Source organism: Streptomyces virginiae (assembly GCF_040638905.1).
GTDB classification, from domain to species: Bacteria; Actinomycetota; Actinomycetes; order Streptomycetales; family Streptomycetaceae; genus Streptomyces; species Streptomyces virginiae_B.
Genome location: NZ_JBEZYV010000019.1, coordinates 1 through 18,928, shown reverse-complemented (window position 1 = coordinate 18,928; position 18,928 = coordinate 1). Strand labels below are relative to the sequence as shown.

Annotated in this window: 16 protein-coding genes; all 16 read left to right on the top strand. The window is 71.5% G+C overall.

Going from position 1 to position 18,928, the window contains the following annotated elements:
- Positions 1–251 precede the first annotated feature (251 nt).
- The 16 genes from rsmH (at position 252) to AB0F82_RS23950 (ending at position 18,497) form a co-directional block, all read left to right on the top strand.
- On the top strand, positions 252–1,181 hold the full coding sequence (rsmH, locus tag AB0F82_RS24025; protein WP_390075181.1) for a 16S rRNA (cytosine(1402)-N(4))-methyltransferase RsmH: 930 nt from the start codon (positions 252–254) through the stop codon (positions 1,179–1,181).
- Positions 1,178–1,711, top strand: a complete 534-nt coding sequence (locus AB0F82_RS24020) for a hypothetical protein (RefSeq protein WP_362631158.1) — start codon at positions 1,178–1,180, stop codon at positions 1,709–1,711. The genes rsmH and AB0F82_RS24020 overlap by 4 nt, the downstream gene beginning before the upstream one ends.
- Positions 1,712–1,858: 147 nt before the next feature.
- The gene (locus tag AB0F82_RS24015) at positions 1,859–3,880 is read left to right on the top strand and encodes a peptidoglycan D,D-transpeptidase FtsI family protein (protein WP_362631157.1); all 2,022 of its coding nucleotides are present in this window, start codon (positions 1,859–1,861) and stop codon (positions 3,878–3,880) included.
- A gap of 45 nt (positions 3,881–3,925) precedes the next feature.
- Entirely contained in the window at positions 3,926–5,635 is a 1,710-nt protein-coding gene (locus AB0F82_RS24010) for a UDP-N-acetylmuramoyl-L-alanyl-D-glutamate--2,6-diaminopimelate ligase (RefSeq protein ID WP_362631155.1), read from the top strand.
- Positions 5,632–7,062 (top strand): UDP-N-acetylmuramoyl-tripeptide--D-alanyl-D-alanine ligase, encoded by a 1,431-nt coding sequence (locus AB0F82_RS24005; RefSeq protein ID WP_356813192.1) that lies wholly within the window; start codon positions 5,632–5,634, stop codon positions 7,060–7,062. Before AB0F82_RS24010 ends, AB0F82_RS24005 begins: the two co-directional genes overlap by 4 nt.
- The gene (gene mraY, locus AB0F82_RS24000; protein ID WP_356813193.1) at positions 7,059–8,129 is read left to right on the top strand and encodes a phospho-N-acetylmuramoyl-pentapeptide-transferase; all 1,071 of its coding nucleotides are present in this window, start codon (positions 7,059–7,061) and stop codon (positions 8,127–8,129) included. The genes AB0F82_RS24005 and mraY overlap by 4 nt, the downstream gene beginning before the upstream one ends.
- The gene (gene murD, locus AB0F82_RS23995; RefSeq protein WP_362631152.1) at positions 8,111–9,694 is read left to right on the top strand and encodes a UDP-N-acetylmuramoyl-L-alanine--D-glutamate ligase; all 1,584 of its coding nucleotides are present in this window, start codon (positions 8,111–8,113) and stop codon (positions 9,692–9,694) included. The genes mraY and murD overlap by 19 nt, the downstream gene beginning before the upstream one ends.
- A gap of 70 nt (positions 9,695–9,764) precedes the next feature.
- The gene (gene ftsW / locus AB0F82_RS23990) at positions 9,765–11,135 is read left to right on the top strand and encodes a putative lipid II flippase FtsW (RefSeq protein ID WP_362631151.1); all 1,371 of its coding nucleotides are present in this window, start codon (positions 9,765–9,767) and stop codon (positions 11,133–11,135) included.
- 6 nt (positions 11,136–11,141) lie between these two features.
- Positions 11,142–12,236, top strand: coding sequence for an undecaprenyldiphospho-muramoylpentapeptide beta-N-acetylglucosaminyltransferase (gene murG / locus AB0F82_RS23985; protein WP_030027892.1), 1,095 nt, complete (start codon positions 11,142–11,144; stop codon positions 12,234–12,236).
- A gap of 30 nt (positions 12,237–12,266) precedes the next feature.
- Positions 12,267–13,121, top strand: coding sequence for a cell division protein FtsQ/DivIB (locus AB0F82_RS23980; protein WP_436842141.1), 855 nt, complete (start codon positions 12,267–12,269; stop codon positions 13,119–13,121).
- Positions 13,122–13,400: 279 nt separating this feature from the next.
- On the top strand, positions 13,401–14,606 hold the full coding sequence (gene ftsZ / locus AB0F82_RS23975) for a cell division protein FtsZ (protein WP_030664043.1): 1,206 nt from the start codon (positions 13,401–13,403) through the stop codon (positions 14,604–14,606).
- 17 nt (positions 14,607–14,623) lie between these two features.
- A complete protein-coding gene (pgeF, locus tag AB0F82_RS23970; RefSeq protein ID WP_362631148.1) occupies positions 14,624–15,391 on the top strand; it encodes a peptidoglycan editing factor PgeF in 768 nt (255 codons plus the stop codon).
- Positions 15,378–16,097 (top strand): YggS family pyridoxal phosphate-dependent enzyme, encoded by a 720-nt coding sequence (locus AB0F82_RS23965; RefSeq protein ID WP_362631146.1) that lies wholly within the window; start codon positions 15,378–15,380, stop codon positions 16,095–16,097. Before pgeF ends, AB0F82_RS23965 begins: the two co-directional genes overlap by 14 nt.
- Positions 16,098–16,246: 149 nt before the next feature.
- On the top strand, positions 16,247–16,864 hold the full coding sequence (locus AB0F82_RS23960) for a cell division protein SepF (RefSeq protein ID WP_356813199.1): 618 nt from the start codon (positions 16,247–16,249) through the stop codon (positions 16,862–16,864).
- 60 nt (positions 16,865–16,924) lie between these two features.
- A complete protein-coding gene (locus tag AB0F82_RS23955) occupies positions 16,925–17,221 on the top strand; it encodes a YggT family protein (RefSeq protein WP_030664053.1) in 297 nt (98 codons plus the stop codon).
- A gap of 82 nt (positions 17,222–17,303) precedes the next feature.
- Entirely contained in the window at positions 17,304–18,497 is a 1,194-nt protein-coding gene (locus AB0F82_RS23950; RefSeq protein WP_356813200.1) for a DivIVA domain-containing protein, read from the top strand.
- Positions 18,498–18,928: the final 431 nt, after the last annotated feature.

Here is an 18,928-nt window from a genome sequence, read left to right as displayed (position 1 = left end):
CGGTCCGAGAGGCGCGTACGGCGCGCGGGCCGGTTCGTTGACCGCGGCGACCGTTGCACTAAAGTGACGCGAACCGGCCGGAGCCCGGCCCTGACCGGCCGCCGGCCACCGATGAAGACTCCGCGTGCGCGGCGCGTACGTACGGCCCGGCCCTCTTCCGCTCACCGGCCGGGGGAGCGGGCGGTGCGTACGCACGCCGCGCCGTTATCTGAGAGGGCGCTTTGACTAGCGAGTCCCGACATGTCCCGGTGATGCTCCAGCGGTGCCTGGACCTGTTGGCCCCGGCGCTGGAGAGGCCCGGGGCCGTCGTCGTCGACTGCACCCTCGGGCTCGGCGGCCACAGCGAGGCCCTGCTGACCCGGTTCCCCGACGTCCGCCTGATCGGCCTCGACCGCGACAAGGAGGCCCTGCGGCTCTCCGGCGAACGGCTCGCCCGCTTCGGCGACCGGGCCACCCTCGTCCACGCGATCTACGCGGACCTCGCCGAGGTACTCGACGGTCTGGGCCTCCCGGCCGTCCAGGGCATCCTCTTCGACCTGGGCGTCTCCTCCATGCAGCTGGACGAGGCCGACCGCGGGTTCGCTTACGCGCAGGACGCGCCGCTGGACATGCGCATGGACCAGACGACGGGTATCAGCGCCGCCGAGGTCCTCAACACCTACGCGCCGGGCGAGCTCGTGCGGATCCTGCGCCAGTACGGCGAGGAGAAGCAGGCCAAGCGGATCGTGTCCGCGATCGTCCGCGAACGCGAAAAGGCCCCCTTCAGCAACAGCGCCCGGCTGGTCGAGCTCATCCGCGACGCCCTGCCCCAGGCCGCAAAGCGGACCGGCGGCAATCCGGCGAAGCGCACCTTCCAGGCGCTGCGGATCGAGGTCAACGGCGAACTGTCCGGGCTGGAGCGGGCCATCCCGGCCGCCGTGGACCGGATCGCGGTCGGCGGCCGGATCGCGGTCCTCTCCTACCACTCGCTGGAGGACCGGCTGGTCAAGCAGGTCTTCTCGGCGGGCGCCACCTCCACCGCCCCGCCCGGGCTGCCGGTGGTGCCGGAGAAGTACCAGCCGAAGCTCAAACTGCTCACGCGCGGGGCGGAGCTGCCGACCGAGGAGGAGATCGCCGAGAACCGGCGGGCCGCCCCGGCGAGGTTCCGGGGGGTCGAACGCATCCGGGAGGCGCGACTGTGACCAAGGCCGGGAAGGTCGCCACGCTGACCCGCGGGCAGGCGGCCCGCATCGGGCGGGCCCTCGGCGCCCGCCCGGCCCGGCCGCGGCCCGGCGGGCAGGCGGCCCGGATGCCGTTCGTCCTACTGGTCGTCGCCCTGCTCGCCGGCGGGCTGATCAGCCTGCTGCTGCTGAACTCCGCGCTCAACGAGGGCTCCTTCCAGCTGACCCGGCTGAAGAAGGAGACCACCGCCCTCACCGACGAGGAGCAGGCCCTCCAGCGCGACGTGGATGCCCACTCCGCCCCCGACGCACTCCAGCGCCGTGCGCGTGAGCTGGGCCTGGTCCCGGGCGGCAGCCCCGTCTTCATCGGCCCCGACGGCAAGGTCGCCGGCAGCGTCTCGGTGGCCGAGGCGCCGCCGTCGCCCACCCCGGCCCCGACGACGACGCCGCCCGCGCAGGCCGGACCGGGCCCGGCCCCGGCCGCTCCCCCGGCCCCGGCCCAGCCGGCTCCCACCGCTACCCCGCAGTCCAGCCAGACCCCTGGAAGGTGACGTCGTGACGCGGATCCCGTCTGAACCAGCCTCGCCGGTGCGTGAGGCGCGGGGTCGGGGGCGGAGCCCCGGAAAGCCCGCAGCCCTGTTCCACGGCCACCGCACCGGCACGGGAACCGGCACTGGCACACCGCGGACGGTGGCCGGGTGAGCCCGCAGGACCCGCCGCGGCGGCGGGTGCCGGGGCCGGCCAGGCCGTCGCGGCCGGGCGACCGGACCCGCGCCACCGCCCGCCCGGCCTCCCGCCCGGCGACGCGCCGCCCCTCCGGCCCCAGCAAGCCCCACACCATCCGGCTCGGCAGCCCCCGGCCCCGGCTGCGCCTGGTCGGCGTGGGCCTGACCCTCGTCATGCTCGCTTTCGTCGTCCGGCTGCTCCAGGTGCAGGCCGTCGACGCCTCGTCCTTCTCCGCGGCGGCCTCCAAGAACCGCTACACCAACGTCAAGCTGGCCGCCGAGCGCGGTGAGATCACCGACCGCAAGGGCGTGGCCCTCGCCACCAGCGTCGACGCGTACGACATCACCGCTGACCCGAAGATGTTCACCCCGCAGGACAGCAAGGCCCCCGACGCCCCCGAGCAGGCCGCCGCGCTGCTGGCGCCGATCCTCGGCAAGGACGCCAAGGAGCTCGCGGACAAGCTCAGGACCAAGAACAGCCGGTACGTGGTCCTCGCCCAGCGCCAGACCCCGCAGGTCTGGAACCAGATCAAGGACCTCAAGCGGGTCTTCTCCGAGAAGGCGACCGCCGACAAGAAGAACAACGCCCCCGGAGCCAACGTCCTGGCCGGCGTGTTCAAGGAGGACAGCAGCAAGCGCGTGTACCCGGGCGGTGACCTCGCCGCCGGGATACTGGGTTACGTCAACGCCGAGGGCAGGGGCGCCGGCGGGCTGGAATCCTCCCTCGACAAGAAGCTGGCCGGCAAGGACGGGGAGATCACCTACGCCCAGTCCGGCGGCCGCAAGGTCCCCACCGCCGGCTCCAGCGAGAAGCCCGCCGTCCCCGGCGACGACATCGAGCTGACCATCGACCGGGACATCCAGTGGGCGGCGCAGAGCGCCATCGCCGAGCAGGTGCAGAAGTCCGAGGCCGACCGCGGCTACGTCATCGTCCAGGACACCCGCACCGGCGAGGTACTGGCCATGGCCAACGCCCCCGGCTTCGACCCCAACGACCTGACCCGGGCCAGCTCCGCCGCCATGGGCAACGCCGCGCTCCAGGACGTGTACGAGCCCGGCTCCACCGCCAAGGTGATGTCGATGGCGGCCGTGCTGGAGGAGAAGAAGGCGACCCCCGACACCCGCGTCGAGGTCCCCAACCGGCTGCACCGCGGCGACCGGCTCTTCAAGGACGACATCGACCACCCGACCTGGTACCTGACCCTCAACGGGGTCCTCGCCAAGTCCTCCAACATCGGCACCATCCTGGCCACCGGCCAGCTCGGCCCCACCCAGGCCGAGTCCAACGAGGTCCTGCACTCGTACCTGACGAAGTTCGGCATCGGCCGGCCCACCGGCCTGGACTACCCGGGCGAGTCCCGCGGCATCCTCGCCCGGCCGCAGGACTGGTCCACCTCCCAGCAGTACACGATCCCTTTCGGCCAGGGACTGTCCCTCAACGCCATGCAGGCGGCCTCCGTGTACTCGACCATCGCCAACGGCGGGGTCCGCATCGAGCCGACGCTGGTCCGCGGCACCAAGGGCCCCGACGGCCGCTTCACCCCGGCCCCGGCTCCCGAACAGAACCGTGTGATCAGCCAGGAGACCGCCAAGACCCTCGCCGAGATGCTCGAATCCGTCGTCGACGACCAGGAGGGCACCGGAACCAAGGCGAAGATCCCCGGCTACCGGGTCGGCGGCAAGACCGGCACCTCCAACCGGGTGGATCCGGCCACCGGCCGCTACAAGGGATACACCGCATCCTTCGCCGGTTTCGCCCCGGCGGACAACCCGCGCATCACCGTCTACTGCGCCATCCAGAACCCCACCAAGGGCAGCTATTTCGGCGGCCAGATCTGCGGCCCCATCTACAAGAAGGTCATGGAGTTCGCCCTCAAAACCCTCCAGGTCGCCCCCACCGGCACCGCCCCCGCGGGGCTCCCGGTCACCTACGAGCCCGGCCCGCAGCCCGCCCAGCAGCCCGCCCCGCAGCCCAGTCCGCAGCCCGGCCAGTGACCCACGGCCGCGGCCTGCCCGCCAGAAAAGCGTGAGGCACCATCAGTGACAACGATCACCCCGAAACCCGGGAACCGACCGGACGCCGCAGCCGGGGCCGGGCCCTCACTTCGCGGCCCGGCCGCCGGGCCCGGTACGCTCACCGCCGTGCCCCACGCTGATCAGCCCAGAACCACCCAGCAAGACGCCCCGGCAGCGCCGCCGGGAGCGCCCAGGCCCGCGTCCGCCACTCCGAGCCCGCTGGGCGAGTTGGCCGCGCTGCTGGGCATCCCGTCGCCAGGCGCTGCGCAGATCACCGGGATCACGCACGACTCCCGTGCGGTCCGCCCCGGAGACCTGTACGCGGCCCTGCCGGGCGCCAGGACCCACGGCGCCGACTTCGCCGCCCAGGCCGCCGGCCTCGGCGCCGCCGCCGTGCTGACCGACCCCGCCGGCGCCGAGCGCGCCGCCGCGACCGGCCTGCCGGTACTGGCCGTCCCCGACCCGCGCGGCCGGATGGGCGAGCTCGCCGCCGCGATCTACGGCCGGCCCGGCGAGGACCTGCTCCAGATCGGCATCACCGGAACCTCGGGCAAGACCACCACGGCGTACCTCGTCGAAGGCGGCCTGCGCGCGGCGGGCCGCAGCACCGGACTGGTCGGCACCGTCGAGATGCGCATCGGCGACGAGCGCATCAAGTCCGAGCGGACCACCCCCGAGGCCACCGACCTCCAGGCCCTCTTCGCCGTCATGCGCGAACGCGGCGTCGAGGCCGTGGCCATGGAGGTCTCCAGCCACGCCCTGGTACTCGGCCGCGTCGACGGCTGCGTCTTCGACGTCGCCGTCTTCAACAACCTGAGCCCCGAGCACATGGAGTTCCACTCCGACATGGAGGACTACTTCCAGGCGAAGGCGGGGCTGTTCACCCCCCGCCGGGCCCGCCTGGGCGTGGTGAACCTCGACGACGAGTACGGCCGCCGCCTGGCCGAGGAGGCGACCGTCCCCGTCGTCACCTTCTCCGCCGCGGGCGACCCGGCCGCCGACTGGCGCGCCGAGGACGTCGTCACCGGCCACATGGACTCCACGCTGACGCTGGTCGGCCCCGAGGGACAGCGCGTACGGGCCAAGGCCCCGCTGCCCGGCCCCTTCAACGTCGCCAACACCGTCGCCGCGATCGTCACGCTCGCCGCCGCCGGCCTCGACCCGCAGACCGCCGCCGACGGCGTCGCCGCCGTCCCGGGGGTCCCCGGCCGGCTGGAGCGGGTGGACGCCGGGCAGCCGTACCTCGCCGTCGTCGACTACGCGCACAAGACGGACGCCGTCGAGTCGGTGCTGCGCGCGCTGCGCGAGGTCACCACCGGCAAGCTGCACATCGTGCTCGGCTGCGGCGGCGACCGCGACACCACCAAGCGGGCCCCGATGGGCGCCGCGGCCGCCCGGTTCGCCGACGTGGCCGTCCTGACCTCCGACAACCCGCGCTCCGAGGACCCGCTCGCGATCCTCGCCGCGATGTTCGGCGGCGCCGTGTCCGTACCGCCCGCCGAGCGCGGAACCGTCCTCGTCGACGCCGACCGGGCGGCGGCCGTCGCCGCCGCCGTCGCGCGCGCCGAGCCCGGCGACACCGTGCTCGTGGCGGGCAAGGGCCACGAACAGGGCCAGGACACCGCAGGGGTCGTCCGGCCCTTCGACGACCGCACGGTGCTCCGCGCCGCGATCGAACACCAACTCGTGCTCGATCGAACGACCCAGGTCCGACAGGCCGAGGTGAACCAGTGATCGCCCTTTCCCTCGCCGAGATCGCCGACATCACCGGCGGGCGGCCCCACGACATACCGGATCCGTCCGTCCAGGTCACCGGTCCCGTCGTCTACGACTCCCGCGAGGTCCGCCCCGGCAGCCTGTTCGCCGCCTTCCTCGGCGAGCGGGTCGACGGCCACGACTACGCCGAAGGCGCGTTCGCCGCCGGCGCCGTCGGCGTCCTCGCGACCCGGCCCGTCGGCGTCCCGGCCATCGTCGTCCCCGACGTGGTGGCCGCCCTCGGTGCGCTCGCCCGGGCCGTCGTCGCCCGCCTGGGCACCGACGTCGTCGCCCTCACCGGGTCCGCCGGCAAGACCTCCACCAAGGACCTCATCGCGCAGGTGCTCCAGCACCACGCGCCGACCGTGTGGACCCCCGGGAACCTCAACAACGAGATCGGCCTGCCGATCACGACGCTGCGCGTCACCGAGGACACCCAGCACCTCGTCCTGGAGATGGGCGCCCGCGGCATCGGCCACATCCGCTACCTCACCGGACTGACGCCCCCTCGGATCGGTCTGGTCCTCAACGTCGGCACCGCGCACATCGGCGAGTTCGGCGGACGCGAGCAGATCGCACAGGCCAAGGGCGAGCTCGTCGAGGCGCTGCCGGCCGAGGCTGAGGGCGGCGTCGCCGTCCTCAACGCCGATGACCTGCTGGTTCGTTCCATGGCCGCGCGTACCAAGGCCCGTACGGTCCTGTTCGGCGAGGCCGACGACGCCGAAATCCGGGCCACGGAAGTCCGCATGACGGACAAGGGGCAGCCTTCCTTCACACTGCACACACCGACCGGGTGCAGCGACGTGACCTTGCGGCTGTACGGTGAGCACCACGTGTCGAACGCGCTTGCCGCGGCCGCCGTCGCCCACGTCCTGGGCATGTCCGTCGAGGAGATCGCCACCGCGCTCTCCGGGGCGGGCACGCTGTCACGGTGGCGGATGGAGGTCACCGAGCGGGCGGACGGTGTGACGATCGTCAACGACGCCTACAACGCGAACCCGGAGTCCATGCGGGCCGCACTGCGCGCGCTCGCCGCGATGGGCGGTGGCGGCAGGGCGAACGGGGGGCGCACGTGGGCGGTGCTCGGCCCGATGGCCGAGCTCGGAGACGACGCTCTCGCCGAGCACGACGCGGTCGGACGACTTGTCGTCCGGCTCAACGTGAGCAAGCTCGTCGCGGTCGGGGGCAGGGAAGCCTCCTGGCTGCAACTGGGCGCATATAACGAGGGTTCGTGGGGTGAGGAGTCGGTGCTCGTGTCCGACGCGCAGGCGGCGGTCGACCTGTTGCGCAGTGAACTGCGCCCGGGTGACGTCGTGCTGGTGAAGGCTTCCAGGTCGGCCGGTCTGGAGCGGGTGGCGCAGGCCCTGCTCGAGGGCACTGTCGAGGGCGAGGTCGCCGGCCGATGAGGCAGATCCTGTTCGCCGGTGTCATCGGCATGTTCCTGACCGTCGTCGGCACCCCGCTGCTGATCAAGCTGCTCGCCCGCAAGGGCTACGGCCAGTTCATCCGCGACGACGGCCCGCGCGGCCACGCCGGCAAGAAGGGCACGCCCACCATGGGCGGCATCTCCTTCATCCTGGCCACGCTCGTCGCCTACGCCCTGACGAAGATCCTCACCGGCTCCGAGCCGAGCTTCTCGGGCCTGCTGGTGCTCTTCCTGATGGCTGGCATGGGCCTGGTCGGCTACCTCGACGACTACATCAAGATCGTCAAGCGGCGGTCGCTGGGCCTGCGGGCCAAGGCCAAGATGGCCGGCCAGCTGATCGTCGGCATCGCCTTCGCGGTGCTCGCACTCCAGTTCAAGGACTCGCGGGGACTGACTCCGGCCTCCACCAAGCTGTCGTTCGTCACGGACTTCGGCTGGTCGATCGGCCCGGTGCTCTTCGTGGTCTGGGCACTGTTCATGATCCTGGCCATGTCCAACGGCGTGAACCTCACCGACGGTCTGGACGGTCTGGCCACCGGCGCCGCCGTGATGGTCTTCGGCGCCTACACCTTCATCGGCGTCTGGCAGTTCCAGGAGTCGTGCGCGATGGCGGCCGACCTCACCAACCCGAACGCCTGCTTCGAGGTGCGAGACCCCCTCGACCTGGCCGTCGTCGCCTCCGCCCTCATGGGCGCCTGCTTCGGCTTCCTGTGGTGGAACACCTCGCCGGCCAAGATCTTCATGGGCGACACCGGTTCGCTGGCCCTCGGCGGCGCGCTCGCCGGCCTCGCCATCTGCTCCCGCACGGAGTTCCTGATGGCGCTCCTCGGCGGCCTCTTCGTACTCATCACGATGTCGGTCGTCATCCAGGTCGGCTCTTTCAAGCTGACCGGGAAGCGCGTCTTCCGGATGGCGCCGCTCCAGCACCACTTCGAACTCAAGGGCTGGTCCGAGGTCCTCGTCGTGGTCCGCTTCTGGATCATCCAGGGCATGTGCGTGATCGTGGGTCTCGGTCTCTTCTACGCGGGATGGGCAGCCGACAAGTGAGCGCCACCGACCTGGCCGGCGTGCTCGGCCCCGACGCCCTGGGCCGGTTCGGACTGCCGGGCCGGATCACCGTTGCAGGGCTCGGCATCAGCGGCATCAGCGCCGCCCGGGCACTGGCCGGGCTGGGCGCGCGCGTGACCGTCGTCGACAACGGCGACGGTGACGCGCACCGCGCAAGGGCCGCAGAGCTGGCGGAGCTCGGCATCGAGGTCCGTCTCGGCCACCTCCCCGACGGAGCCCCGGCGGGCGAGACCCTGCCCGAGGGCACCGAACTGGTCGTCACCTCGCCGGGCTGGCAGCCGCAGAGCCCGCTCTTCCTGGCCGCCGCCGCGGCCGGCGTCGACGTCGTCGGCGACGTCGAGATCGCCTGGCGGCTGCGCGCAGCCGGCGCGGAGCTCCGTGCCGCCCGCCGGGCCGCGGCGCAAGGGGCCGACGGGGCCGCAGCCGGCGACCGGGCCCCCGCCGGGCCGGCCGAATGGCTCGCGATCACCGGGACCAACGGCAAGACCACCACCACGCAGATGCTGGCCTCGATCCTGAAGGCCGCCGGCCTGCGCACCGCCGCCGTCGGCAACATCGGGACCCCGATCATCGACGTGGTGCTCGGCGAGCAGGAGTACGACGTGCTCGCCGTCGAACTCTCCAGCTACCAGCTGCACTGGGCGCCCTCGCTGCGCGTCCACTCGGCGGCCGTCCTCAACCTGGCGCCCGACCACCTCGACTGGCACGGCTCCATGCAGGCGTACGCCGCGGACAAGGGCCGGATCTACGAGGGCAACACGGTGGCCTGCGTCTACAACGTGGCCGACAAGGCCACCGAGGACCTGGTCGTCGAGGCCGACGTCGAAGAGGGCTGCCGCGCGATCGGCTTCACCCTCGGCGCCCCCGGCCCCTCCATGCTCGGCGTCGTCGACGGCATCCTCGTCGACCGGGCCTTCGTGGAGAACCGGCAGAAGAACGCCCAGGAGCTCGCCGAGGTCAAGGACGTCAATCCGCCGGCCCCGCACAACATCGCCAACGCGCTCGCCGCCGCGGCCCTGGCCCGCGCCTTCGGCGTGGAGCCGCGCGCGGTCCGCGACGGGCTGCGCGACTTCCGTCCGGACGCCCACCGGGTCGCCCGGGTGGACGAGGTCGGCTCCGTCGTCTATGTCGACGACTCCAAGGCCACCAACACCCACGCGGCGGAGGCCTCCCTCGCCTCTTTCGACAAGGTCGTGTGGATCGCCGGCGGCCTGGCCAAGGGCGCGACCTTCGACGACCTCGTGCGGAAGTCGGCCGAGCGGATGCGCGGCGTCGTCCTGATCGGCGCCGACCGGGCGCTGATCGCCGAGGCGCTGGCGCGACACGCCCCCGAGGTCCCGGTCGTCGACCTCGACCGGACCGACACTGGGGCGATGCTCGCAGCGGTCCGGGAGGCGGCCGCGCTCGCCGAGCCCGGCGACACGGTCCTGCTGGCACCGGCCTGCGCCTCGATGGACATGTTCGCGAACTACAACAAGCGTGGGGAAGCGTTCGCCGACGCGGTGCGCGAACTGGCCGCCGAGAGCGCCGCGGACACGGCCTAGGCCGGGGGCGCCGGGACAGGTTCCCTCCGGCCGGATGCTCGCCTCGTACGAGTGGAGGGGAAGATCACAGATGCCGGCCAAGCAGATGCTGCCGGGGCGGCGGCCGTCCGCCGTGAAGGCGCAGGGCCGCAAGCGCCCCGGCGTGAGCGTGAAGCGCCCGACGCGGCCCGCCGGGCGCGGGCCGCTGGCCGGTCTGCGGCGTACGCAGCAGCAGTTGCGCAGGGCGTGGGACCGCCCGCTCACCGCCTACTACCTGATCTTCGGAAGTTCCCTGCTCATCACCGTGCTCGGTCTGGTGATGGTGTACTCCGCCTCCATGATCAAGGCCCTCCAGCTGGGCCTGGGTGACGCGTACTTCTTCAAGAAGCAGTTCCTGGCCGCCCTCATCGGCGCGGGCCTGCTGCTGGCCGCCTCCAGGATGCCGGTCAAGCTGCACCGGGCGCTGTCCTATCCGGTGCTCGCCGGCACGCTGTTCCTGATGGTCCTGGTCCAGGTCCCCGGGATAGGGGTCTCGATCAACGGCAACCAGAACTGGATCTCCCTCGGCGGCCCGTTCATGCTCCAGCCCAGCGAGTTCGGCAAGCTGGCGCTGATCCTGTGGGGCGCCGACCTGCTGGCCCGCAAGGGCGACAAGGGCCTCCTGAGCCAGTGGAAGCACCTCCTGGTGCCGCTGGTCCCCGTGGCCTTCCTGCTGCTCGGCCTCATCATGCTGGGCGGGGACATGGGCACCGCGATGATCCTGGGCGCCATCCTGTTCGGCCTGCTCTGGCTCGCGGGGGCCCCGACGCGGATGTTCGTCGGCGTACTGGCCTTCGCGGCTGCGATCGTCGCGCTGCTCATCAAGACCAGTCCGCACCGGATGGACCGCCTGGAGTGCATCGGTGCGACAGAACCGGGCAAGAACGACCTTTGCTGGCAGGCCGTACACGGGATCTACGCCCTCGCGTCGGGCGGCTGGTTCGGTTCCGGGCTGGGTGCAAGTGTGGAAAAATGGGGTCAACTACCCGAAGCCCACACCGACTTCATCTTCGCCATCACGGGGGAGGAACTGGGACTGGCGGGGACGCTGTCGGTCCTCGCCCTGTTCGCGGCTCTAGGCTATGCGGGTATCCGCGTGGCCGGACGCACGGAGGACTCCTTCGTACGGTTTGCCGCGGGAGGCGTGACCACCTGGATCACGGCGCAGGCCGTGATCAACATCGGTGCGGTGCTCGGCCTGCTGCCGATCGCCGGAGTCCCGCTCCCGCTGTTCTCCTACGGGGGGTCGGCCCTGCTGCCGACCATGTTCGCGGTCGGACTGCTCATCGCCTTCGCGCGGGAGGAGCCGGCCGCGCGCGCGGCCCTCGCGACGCGACAGCCGAAGACCGGCTGGAGGCGGACCGGGGTGAGATGGAAGTCGATGAGACGGCGCGTCAAGAAGCGTCCGTCCGGAGAGCGGTGAATTTCGGTGCATGTCGTACTCGCCGGTGGGGGGACCGCCGGCCACATCGAGCCGGCGCTCGCCCTCGCGGACGCCCTGCGCAGGCAGGACCCTTCAGTGGGCATCACCGCCCTGGGAACCGAGCGCGGACTCGAAACCCGCCTGGTGCCGGAGCGCGGCTACGAGCTGGGGCTGATCCCCGCCGTACCGCTGCCCCGCAAGCCCACCCCTGAGCTGATCACCGTCCCCGGACGGCTGCGCGGCACCATCAAGGCCGCGGAGGAGATCCTCCTGCGCACCAAGGCCGACTGCGTCGTCGGCTTCGGCGGCTACGTGGCCCTGCCCGGCTACCTCGCGGCCAAGCGGCTCGGAGTGCCGATCATCGTCCACGAGGCCAACGCCCGGCCCGGACTGGCCAACAAGATCGGATCCCGGTACGCGCACGCCGTCGCGGTCTCCACGCCCGACAGCAAGCTGCGCGGCGCCCGCTACGTGGGCATCCCGCTGCGCCGGTCCATCTCCACCCTCGACCGGGCCGCCGTACGCCCCGAGGCGCGCGCCGCGTTCGGCCTGGACCCCAACCTGCCCACGCTGCTGGTCTCCGGCGGCTCGCAGGGCGCACGCCGCCTCAACGAGACCATCCAGCAGGTCGCTCCGACCCTCCAGCGCTCCGGCGTGCAGATCCTGCACGCCGTCGGGCCGAAGAACGAACTGCCGCGTGTCGACAACATGCCCGGGATGCCGCCCTATGTGCCGGTACCGTACGTGGACCGGATGGATCTCGCGTACGCCGCCGCCGACATGATGCTGTGCCGCGCGGGAGCGATGACCGTCGCCGAACTGTCCGCCGTCGGGCTGCCCGCCGCCTACGTCCCGCTGCCGATCGGCAACGGCGAACAGCGGCTCAACGCCCAGCCGGTGGTCAAGGCCGGCGGCGGCCTGCTCGTGGACGACGCGGAACTGACGCCCGACTGGGTGCTCGGCCAGGTCCTCCCGGTGCTGTCCGACCCGCACCGCCTGTACGAGATGTCCCGCGCCGCCGGTGAGTTCGGCCGCCGGGACGCCGACGAGCTGCTGGTCGGCATGGTGTACGAGGCGATCGCAGCCCACCGGTCCCGCTGACGCGGGAGCACGGACGCAGGAGGCACAGGAGTGGCCGGAGCGACGACCGCACAGCGAGGCACACCGTCTCCTGATCGGCCCGGCCGGCCGCCCCGCAAGGGCGCCGGCTCTACCGAGCCGCCCAAGAGCCCGAAGCCCGCGAAGCCCGTGAAGTGGAACGTCCCGCGGGGCCCCGGCAAGCAGTTGCGCCGGGTCCCCGCGCTGGCCTCCCTGGCCGCCGCGGTGCTCCTCGTCGCGGGCGGCAGCTGGGTCCTCTACGGGTCCTCCTGGCTCCGCGTCGAGAAGGTCACCGCCACCGGCACCGACGTGCTCACGCCCGAGCAGGTGATCTCCGCCGCGGCCGTGCCGGTGGGAGCGCCCCTCGTGGGCATCGACACGGACGAGATCGAAAGCCGCGTACGGGGCCGTCTGCCCCGCATCGATTCGGTCGATGCGGTGCGGGCCTGGCCGCACGGAATCGGACTGAAGGTGACCGAGCGCAAACCCGTCCTGCTCATCAAAAAGGACGCCAACTTCGTGGAAGTGGACGCATCGGGTGTGCGATTCGACACGGTTCCGAAAGCACCCGCGGGTGTTCCGGTCCTCGAATTGAACGCGGGAGGCTCCCCGAGCGCCCGCCGCTTCGACGAAGAGCGGTTGCTGCACGAGGCCGTGCTCGTCGCCGGATCCCTCCCGGCGCCGATCGCCGGGCAAACCGTGCAGGTCAAGGTGGGTTCCTACGATTCGATCGTGCTGGAGCTGACCGGGGGCCGGTCCGTGCGGTGGGGCAGCGGCGAACAGAGCGACGCGAAGGGGCGCGCGCTGACCGCTTTGTTGAAAGCCGCGCCGAAGGCCGCTCACTTCGACGTGAGCGTTCCCACCGCCCCTGCTGCGGCCGGGAGTTGACGTCAGGTCGAACAGCGACGCACCCTGGTTGGCCAGCGATACGGGTGATCACATAGGGTGAAAAGAAAAACGGGAGGTTCGGCGTGTTCGTTGAACACGCGCTACTTGTCGACTTAGTGTCCTGTTCGGAAGATTCCAAGGAACAGACACACCCCTAACCCTAAACTTCAGGGTGAGGGTTCGGGTCGGCGCGTTCGGACCGTCCCTATTTCGGCATCAGTCGTCGCAACGCAGGCCCGCGAGGCGGCGACACGTAACTCGAGGCGAGAGGCCTTCGACGTGGCAGCACCGCAGAACTACCTCGCAGTCATCAAGGTCATCGGTGTCGGCGGCGGTGGTGTCAATGCCATCAACCGAATGATCGAGGTCGGTCTCAAGGGCGTCGAGTTCATCGCCATCAACACGGACGCGCAGGCGCTGTTGATGAGCGACGCCGACGTCAAGCTCGACGTCGGCCGCGAACTCACCCGCGGCCTCGGCGCCGGCGCCAACCCGGCGGTCGGTCGCAAGGCGGCAGAGGACCACCGCGAGGAGATCGAGGAGGTCCTCAAGGGGGCCGACATGGTCTTCGTCACCGCCGGTGAAGGCGGCGGCACCGGCACCGGCGGCGCACCCGTCGTCGCCAACATCGCGCGTTCGCTGGGCGCCCTGACGATCGGTGTGGTCACCCGGCCGTTCACCTTCGAGGGCCGGCGCCGCGCGAACCAGGCGGAGGACGGCATCGCCGAGCTCCGCGAAGAGGTCGACACCCTCATCGTCATCCCCAACGACCGCCTGCTGTCCATCTCGGACCGCCAGGTCAGCGTCCTGGACGCCTTCAAGTCGGCGGACCAGGTCCTGCTCTCCGGCGTCCAGGGCATCACCGACCTCATCACCACCCCGGGTCTGATCAACCTCGACTTCGCCGACGTCAAGTCCGTGATGTCCGAGGCCGGCTCGGCCCTGATGGGCATCGGCTCGGCCCGCGGCGACGACCGCGCGGTGGCCGCCGCCGAGATGGCGATCTCCTCGCCGCTGCTGGAGGCGTCCATCGACGGCGCCCGCGGCGTGCTGCTCTCCATCTCCGGCGGCTCGGACCTCGGTCTCTTCGAGATCAACGAGGCCGCGCAGCTGGTGAGCGAGGCCGCGCACCCCGAGGCGAACATCATCTTCGGCGCCGTCATCGACGACGCGCTCGGCGACGAGGTGCGGGTCACCGTCATCGCCGCCGGTTTCGACGGCGGACAGCCCCCGGCCCGACGGGACAACGTCATCGGCGCCGCGTCCACCAAGCGCGAGGAGCCCGCCCCGGCTCCGGTCCGCGCCGCCGAGCCGGCCCGCCCGGCCTTCGGCGGACTCGGCACGGTCCCCCCGCGCGAGGAGCCCCCGGCCCCCGTCGAGGCGGCCCCGGTCGAGGTCCAGGCCCCCGCGCCGCAGGTCCCCACGGCCCGGCCGTACCAGGACAGCCCGGCCGAGGAACTGGATGTCCCGGACTTCTTGAAGTGACACCGGAGCAGCATCACGTGGGCGGCGCCCACTTCGCCTTCACCGACCGGTGGGGCGGAGTGAGCGCCGTTCCGTACGAAGAGCTCAACCTCGGCGGCGCGGTCGGAGACGACCCGGCCGCCGTTCTCGCGAACCGGGCCCTGGCGGCGCGATCCCTGGGACTCGACCCGGACCTGGTGGTCTGGATGAACCAGGTGCACGGCCGGGACGTCGCGGTGGTCGACGGCCCGTGGGGTGCGGACACCGCGATCCCCGCCGTGGACGCGGTGGTGACCGCCCGTCGTGGACTCGCCCTCGCCGTGCTCACCGCCGACTGCACGCCCGTCCTGCTGGCCGACCCCGTCGCGGGGATCGCCGCGGCCGCCCACGCCGGGCGGCCCGGACTGGTCGCCGGGGTGGTGCCCGCGGCCGTGGAGGCGATGGTCTCCCTCGGCGCCGAACCAGGGCGGATCGTCGCCCGTACCGGACCCGCGGTCTGCGGGCACTGCTACGAGGTGCCGGCCGAGATGCGTGAGTCGGTGGCGTCGGTGGTTCCCGCCGCCCGGGCCGAGACCAGCTGGGGCACACCGGCGGTCGACGTCGTCGCGGGGGTGCACGCGCAGCTCGCGGAGGCGGGGGTGGTGAACGGCCTGCGTTCACCGGTCTGCACACTGGAGTCGCGGGACCACTTCTCGTACCGTCGCGACCGGGTCACCGGCCGGCTGGCCGGATATGTCTGGTTGACGGAGCTTTCCCGGGGGGAGTACCCCCGGACCCCGGGGGAAAAGAAGAATGACGGATCGTAAGTCGGAGCTCGCCGGGAACCTGGTGCGGGTGGAGGAACGTATCTCGTCCGCCTGCGCCGCGGCGGGCCGGGAGCGCGGGGAGGTGACCCTCATCGTGGTCACCAAGACCTACCCGGCGAGCGACGTACGACTGCTGGCGGAGTTGGGCGTCCGTCATGTTGCCGAGAATCGCGACCAGGACGCCGCCCCCAAGGCCGCGGCCTGCGCGGATCTGCCGCTCAGCTGGCACTTCGTCGGCCAGTTGCAGACCAACAAAGTCCGTTCCGTGGCGGGATACGCGCATGTGGTGCAGTCGGTCGACCGGCCCCGGCTCGTGACCGCCCTCTCGGCGGCCGCGACCGGCGCCGGCCGTGAACTCGGTTGCCTCGTCCAGATCGCCCTCGACGCCGAGTCGGGCGAGCGGGGTATCCGGGGCGGTGCCGCACCGGAGCAGCTGGCGGAGTTGGCGGACCTCGTCGCCGGGGCACCGGGACTGAGGATCGACGGACTGATGACCGTCGCACCGTTGTCCGGCCACTACGCGGGACGCGAACAGGCCGCTTTCGAGCGGTTGATGGAATTGTCATCCCGCCTGCGCGCGGACCATCCGACTGCCACGATGGTGTCGGCCGGGATGAGCGCAGACCTGGAACAGGCCGTTGCGGCCGGTGCGACACATGTACGCGTCGGCACTGCGGTACTCGGCGCGAGACCCCGGCTCGGGTAACGTCGCGAAGAAAGTCGGACCACAGCAGAAAATATGGTCATTCCCGTCGATGAGCGGGCAGACCACGTGGATCGCGGGCAGTTGGTGACATTCGTGACACGGCGGCACCTGCGACAGGGCGATCCACCACAGAGCGGAGGACTCGGAGAATGGCCGGCGCGATGCGCAAGATGGCGGTCTACCTCGGCCTCGTGGAGGACGACCGGTACGACAACCCGGGGTACGACCCCGATGACGAGTTCGAGCCCGAGCCGGAGATCGAGCGGGCTCGGGAGCGGGATCGCCGACAGCAGCCCGTGCACCAGTCGCCCGTATCGGACGAACCGGTACGAGCCGTACAGCCTCCGGCGCAGCGGGAACCCATCCCAATTCCGGTGGAAAACGGACGTCCTGCGCGAATTGCCCCCGTGGCATCCATCACACCTGATCGCACGAACCTGGAGAAGAACGCCCCCGTGATCATGCCCAAGGTCGTCTCCGAGCGGGAGCCGTACCGCATCACGACACTGCACCCCCGGACCTACAACGAGGCCCGTACCATCGGGGAACACTTCCGTGAGGGCACTCCGGTGATCATGAATCTCACGGAGATGGACGACACGGACGCCAAGCGTCTCGTGGACTTCGCCGCCGGACTCGTGTTCGGTCTGCACGGCAGCATTGAACGCGTGACACAGAAGGTGTTCCTGCTGTCGCCTGCTAACGTCGATGTCACGGCGGAGGACAAGGCCCGCATCGCGGAGGGCGGGTTCTTCAACCAAAGCTAGACCGATCCGTCAGATACGGGACCGGGAACAGATCGGGAAACGGGGAGAGGGAAGCGCGGGATGGGCATCGCACTGCAAGTGGTCTACGTCGTGCTGATGTGCTTCCTGATCGTGCTGATCTTCCGACTGGTCATGGACTATGTGTTCCAGTTCGCACGTTCATGGACACCCGGCAAGGCGATGGTGGTCGTTCTGGAGGCCACCTACACTGTCACCGATCCACCGCTCAAGCTCCTTCGGCGGTTCATTCCGCCGTTGCGTCTCGGCGGCGTGGCACTCGACCTGTCCTTCTTCGTTCTGATGATCATCGTTTACATCCTCATCAGCTTCGTGAGCACCGCTGCGAGAAGCGTGTGAACGATGAGCTTCCCCGTACGCGCGGGGACGGTCCCGATACGGTCCAGCCGACTGCCGACGACTACGTAGAGGTGAAGAAGACATGCCGCTGACTCCCGAGGACGTGCGGAACAAGCAGTTCACGACCGTCCGCCTCCGAGAAGGCTATGACGAGGACGAGGTCGATGCCTTCCTCGACGAGGTCGAGTCCGAACTGACGCGCCTGCTGCGCGAGAACGAGGACCTGCGCGCCAAGCTGGCTGCCGCCACGCGTGCCGCCGCGCAGAACCAGCAGCAGCAGAGCATGCGCAAGCCCGAGCCCCAGGACCAGCGCGGCCCCGGCGCCCCCGTGCCCGCGGCCATATCCGGCCCGCCGCAGCAGCAGAACCCGCAGATGGGCCCGCCCCAGCTGCCGGGCGGCGCGCCGCAGCTCCCGCCGGGCCCCGGCGGCCAGGGCCAGCAGGGCCCCGGCCCGATGGGCGGCCCCATGGGCGGACCCATGCAGCAGCACCCCATGGGTGGACCGCAGGGCATGGGCCAGCAGCAGATGCAGCAGCAGCAGTCGATGGGCGGCCAGAACCCGCTCGGCCAGCAGATGCAGCCCATGGGCCAGCAGATGCAGCCGATGGGTCAGCAGATGCAGCCCATGGGCCAGCAGATGCAGCAGATGCAGCAGCCGCAGCTCCCGCAGCAGGGTGCCGGTGGCGACAGCGCCGCCCGCGTCCTGTCGCTGGCGCAGCAGACCGCCGACCAGGCGATCGCGGAGGCCCGCTCCGAGGCCAACAAGATCGTCGGCGAGGCCCGGTCGCGCGCCGAGGGCCTGGAGCGGGACGCCCGCGCCAAGGCCGACGCGCTGGAGCGGGACGCGCAGGAGAAGCACCGCGTCGCGATGGGCTCCCTGGAGTCCGCCCGTGCCACGCTGGAGCGCAAGGTCGAGGACCTGCGGGGCTTCGAGCGTGAGTACCGTACGCGTCTGAAGTCCTACCTGGAGTCGCAGCTGCGCCAGCTGGAGACCCAGGCGGACGACTCCCTGGCCCCGCCGCGCAACCCGGCCGGTCCCGCGCTGCCCCCGTCGCCGTCGCCTTCGATGGCTCCGGCCGGTGCGATGGGCCACTCCATGGGCGGCCCGTCCATGGGCGGTCCCTCCCCGATGGGCGCCGGTCCGTCCTACGGCGGCCAGCAGCAGATGTCGCCGGCGATGACCCAGCCGATGGCTCCGGTGCGGCCGGCCGCGCCGCAGCCGATGCAGGCGCCGTCGCCGATGCGGGGCTTCCTGATCGACGAGGACGACAACTAAGCGGTACGCCTCGCGGCGCGTCAGCAGTTCGGGCCGGGCCCGGTTCCCCCACGGGGGCACCGGGCCCGGCCCGTTCCCGTTCCCGGCTGCGGGCCGGTGGCCGCGTCTCAATCGCCGGCGGGGCTGGGTCGCGTCCCCTGGCCGGGGGTGTGGCCCGTCGGGTAGGGCGGTGGCTTCGGGTGGGGTGGTGCCCCTCCGGGGGCTCTCCTCGGCTCGGCGCGTGCGGGCATGTCCCGGTTGTGCCCGGTGGTTGCGCCTCGTCCTGCGGGGAGCCCCCGGAGTGTCCCCACCCCACGGCCCCGCTTCGTCCGGGACGGGGCGCCGCCGGGGTGGGGGTGTGGGGTCGGTGGGGGGTGTCCCCGCAGGACGAGCGCGCACCGGCGGGTACGGCCGAGAAGGTCAGTCCCGCGCGAGCCGAGGAGACACCCCCC

Coding starts and splice junctions, on each gene's coding strand:
- rsmH (WP_390075181.1), top strand. CDS start 252: ATGCTCCAGCGGTGCCTGGACCTGTTGGCCCCGGCGCTGGAGAGGCCC.
- mraY (WP_356813193.1), top strand. CDS start 7,059: ATGAGGCAGATCCTGTTCGCCGGTGTCATCGGCATGTTCCTGACCGTC.
- murD (WP_362631152.1), top strand. CDS start 8,111: ATGGGCAGCCGACAAGTGAGCGCCACCGACCTGGCCGGCGTGCTCGGC.
- ftsW (WP_362631151.1), top strand. CDS start 9,765: ATGCCGGCCAAGCAGATGCTGCCGGGGCGGCGGCCGTCCGCCGTGAAG.
- AB0F82_RS23965 (WP_362631146.1), top strand. CDS start 15,378: ATGACGGATCGTAAGTCGGAGCTCGCCGGGAACCTGGTGCGGGTGGAG.
- AB0F82_RS23960 (WP_356813199.1), top strand. CDS start 16,247: ATGGCCGGCGCGATGCGCAAGATGGCGGTCTACCTCGGCCTCGTGGAG.
- AB0F82_RS23955 (WP_030664053.1), top strand. CDS start 16,925: ATGGGCATCGCACTGCAAGTGGTCTACGTCGTGCTGATGTGCTTCCTG.
- AB0F82_RS23950 (WP_356813200.1), top strand. CDS start 17,304: ATGCCGCTGACTCCCGAGGACGTGCGGAACAAGCAGTTCACGACCGTC.